1 protein-coding gene is annotated in these 4,416 nt (G+C 40.3%); it reads right to left on the bottom strand.

The features are described from left to right. On the bottom strand, positions 1-4,171 hold a 4,171-nt coding region (locus tag B7695_RS06075; RefSeq protein WP_142358870.1), incomplete at its 3' end, for an accessory Sec-dependent serine-rich glycoprotein adhesin. Positions 4,172-4,416 lie beyond the last annotated feature (245 nt).

Here is a 4,416-nt window from a genome sequence, read left to right as displayed (position 1 = left end):
CACCGATTGTCAAGGTTACTGATGCGCCTGGTAGAGCATTCGTTACAGTGATTCCTTTATTTGGAAGACCACCTGTATTTGTTACTTGATCATCTGAGATTTGTGGTGGGTTTGGTATAACTTTGATAGTTACAGGAACGGTGTCACTACTATTATCTCTAGTTTGTGCTCCTTTTGGCAGGGTAACTGTGACATCTGCCTTTTTGATACCTGGAGTACTTACTGTGCTAGCACCTGGTGCAGATACCCATCTGTAGGTGGTTGTAGTCGCTTCCCCTGGACCGTTAGGAATCGGCACACCATCCCTAGAATTCTTAATCGCCTTGCCTGGATCATTAATAATCTCAGTCAAAGGTCCTGTATTCCCAACTGTTGTAACATACTCTTGCTTGGCTACTGGATCAACTACCGTATACTCAAAAGTTGTCTCGCTTGTCAGAGCCTGATCGTTAGTTGATGCAGCTCCAAAGCGACCTGTTGGATAGACGGCTGTCACAGTATAGGTCGTCTTGTGACTTATAGGATCCGCCCACCTTGATTCTTCCTTAGTTGTATACCATACTTCACCAAACGTTTCTTTTCCAACAGCAGTTGTTTTCTCCGGACCTGTACCATTTAATTGATACTTATAGGACCATTTAACATCACTTTCAGCCTTCAAATCATTGAGATTTGTATATCCCTCTATATTTCTACCATACGGATTAGCCCAGCCTCCGTCGACTCTACTAAGGCCTGATCCTTGCGTTCCTTTAAATGCAAAGAACTTACCTGTGACTCCATTTTCAGTTTTCGCTTTAACCTTTTTTAAGACAGTATAGCTATACTCAACTTCCTTAGTATCACTTCCTTTAGTAACGAGTAAGATTGCTTTTTTCTGACCAGGTGTAGATAAATCTAGAGTTCCGTTTTTCCAAGTAACAGTAGTTGTTGAAGGTAAAGCTCCACCATTACCATCTACAACAAAGTCACGAGGGTTAAGTTGAGTGGAATTTTCTCCTTCAACTGCATAAAAGCGGTCTGATTTGGCTTGATACGGCGCCTTTGCAGTAGCAGTGGTTGTCGCTCCATCTGAGTTAAAGTTATAAGATGTAGCTGTGACATCCGTTTTATCTTTAACAGCTTCCTCAGAAATAGTCACATTACCAGTCGATTTATCTAAAGTCACCCCAGCTGGAAGAGGATCGCTATTTTCCCATGTAGTCCCAGATTTCTTAATCGTAATGTGAGTAGGAGTGTTAGCATTTGTCGGTGTATAAGATATATTTACCTTATCATTATCGGTCACTGGACTAACAACTACACTACCATCATTCTTAGGATCAACACGAGGAGCTGTAGCTGTAGCCTTCGTAACGTTTTCAAAGAAAACTTCTGAAACATCGACTGAATCGCCACCAACATTATCTTTATATATCGTTCTAAGTTGCTTACTTAGACCTATCTTGGTTCCAGTAATTTGTGCTTTTCCTTGTAAACCATTATGGGCGAGAATAGCTTGTTTATCTTGTTCAGATAAGTTAGTCCCTAATCTTGATATATCCATATTATCAGGAACAGATAAGTAAACTTCCTTACCATCCATTCTGGCTTTCACAGCCATATTCTCCCCTATTCCTGAACCAATCTTATCGCTACCACCAACCCATTCAACTCTCTGAACGTGTAGCTTTTCTTCAGTAGCTACACCAGAAGTAATCGGTGTAGTAGTCGGAATAACTTCTGGTCCCCCACCTCTGTTATTTACAGAGTTTTTATAATCATTTAAATCATCAGGTTTTACAAAACCTGGGATAGTTGAAGATTTATCATCAAATTTTTGAATAACAGACGCTGCAGGAACCACCTGACCCTGTAAAACCTGACCATTAGTCTTCGATTGATTAATTACAGGTTCATATACATCAGACAGTGTTACAATTTTAAATGGAAGATTGTAAGAAGTACCGTTTGAATTTCGAGCACTTAACTTGTACTCGCCTTTAGTTAGTTCAATTCCCCCGATATCTCTTCTTTTATTTGCTGTATCATATTTAATTGCATTACTATCCTTAGTAACACCGACAATTTCATAGGTAGTATTACCACTAGCAAGAGAAGTCTTTTGACCCGTCACCTTATCATAAACATTCGCAATTTTAGAGATATCATCTGGTGCCAATGAACCTACTCCAGCACCCCATTTCAGGAAAGCAGATGGTATACCTGGTTTCAACTGCAACCAATACCGTTCTGGGGAACCATTCATTTGTAGGTAGTTTCTATGGCGTGAATTTTCCAAAGAACGGAAACCAGCCATATAAAAATCATTTGTGTTTTCTGGACTTGTAGTTGTATATTTAATTTTATACCCTTCAAGACGAGCACTTCCTTTAGGATGCAGTGCATACACATTCGCAGTAGCATCTTCTATACTACTAAAGGCAAAATCTCCAGCTTTTTTTATTGTATCTGAAATTTTATCCGTCTGATAAAATACCTCTTCATTATTAAAAGCAAAATCTCTTAGACTCGTAAGTGAACCACGACCAACTCCACTCGGTCCTACACCAGCTACGTTGTCATAGTAAGCGCCACCTTGATTGTTATTAGCATTCCCAATTGCTGCTAAAAGAAATTCACTCTTAGAATTTTTTAGGAAGGCACCGTTGCCATCACTAGATCCCAATAGATTCCAAGGTGTTTCTTGTCTATCTTTTTGCCAGACTTCCATATGAGTAATAGTATGGCCTTTAGGAACCGTAAAGTAAAAGTAGGGATTATCGTGAGGTTGACCGTCATTATTAAAAGTAACCTCCCATTGAGTTGTTGTCCCTGTACGAGTTGCTGTCATTAGCACTTGGCCACCAATGTTTTGAACAAGAACACGAGTAGCGGTATTAGCAGCTCCTGGCGTTTTTCCATTCCCTGTTCTTCCCTCAGTAGCATAAAGATAAGTGCCGGCTTTATAGATGTTGGCTTTAGAATTATGGTCATTTGCCTCAGTATCTTTGACAACATATCCAACAGAAGCTGTTAAAAAGTTTGGATCTCTATTTTCAGGCGCTACCTCCCTAAAGCTAACTCCTCGCTCCATCTGTCTACCATTCAAGGCACTACGTTTTCCATTTGTAGCACGTTGAACCGCATTCGCAATAGAAGCTTCAGCTGTTCTGGCTTGCTTGATAACTGCTGTAAGGTCGGCATTTGGATTTTTAAGTGCTTCTTCGATAGCTGTTACAGCTGCATTCACCTTAGCAACTGCTGATTCAGTATTTGGAAGACCGATAGACTTAGCGAGATATTCTCCCATAGAAGCTGAGATTTTAGAAAGACGTTTGCGGTCTTCTTGGGCTTTCTTGTTGCTCTCAGCAGATACAGTAGTCGCTACTGCCGCTGTTGTCGTCGTATCCACCAAACTTGAAGTCGTTGATGTGATTTGGCTCAAACGATTTTCAACTGCTTGTAGAGATGCGAGGCTTTCAGTGATAACCTTTGAAAGAGCTGCGTCAGCTGTAGTATTAGCTGTATCTTCTTTACGTACAGAAGTCTCTTTGTTTGAAGCCGTCTCTGATGTTGCTGGTTTTGCAAGTTCAGAAGTTACTCCAGCTTGTGATTGAGAAGCACTTGTTAAAGCTGATGTACTTGCAGATGCAGAGGCTACAGCACTTGTTGATGCTGACGTACTTGCAGATACAGAGGCACTTGTTGAAGTACTTACTGATTGGCTTTCACTTTCTGAAAGATGCTTACTTGCGTTCTTGGAAGCTTCCTCAGACAAGGATTGGCTTTGGCTGACAGAAACTGATAGGCTGTCGGCTTGAGCCCCCTCCTGGTCTTTTACGGTTCCCAAAGTTACTGTGTCTGTATTCGCAAGTGTTTGATTTGACTCTACTGTCTTTTCAAGAGCGTCGTTGGCATAAACAGTTGTTTGTGTTGCAACTGCTCCTCCAAGTACCGTCCCTGCTGCGGCTATCCCTTTCAGGATATCCAATCCAGTCAGTGTATTTGCTGATTGCTCTTCGATAACTTCAGTTGTTACCTGAGCAGCATCTACACCACCACGTAAGACCTTAAAGAGACCAAATTGAGAGGTAGAGGCACGCAACCAATGCTTACCCGACTTGATCAACTTAAAACGGGTCACACGATCCGTTTCTCTATATTCACCTTTTTGGCGTCTAAAAAACATGTTTTACTCCTTTCATCAGAAAGATATTCTTTCCTGATTATATTATACTCCTTTGGATATATTAAGTCAATTCTATATACGTGCATAATCATGAATAATAAAAAAGATATATTATTTAATACTGTGTATAACGCCTGCTACAGCGATATTGCTGAAAATCGATTGAGACCAAAATTCATAGCAAAATCAGCCAGCCTCATCTTTCGATATATATATATATATATATATATAGAAAGATGTATATT

The organism is Streptococcus mitis (assembly GCF_002096845.1).
Classification (GTDB): domain Bacteria; phylum Bacillota; class Bacilli; order Lactobacillales; family Streptococcaceae; genus Streptococcus; species Streptococcus mitis_A.
The sequence above is the reverse complement of the archived record's forward strand: the minus strand, read 5'-3'. Positions and strand labels throughout refer to the sequence as shown.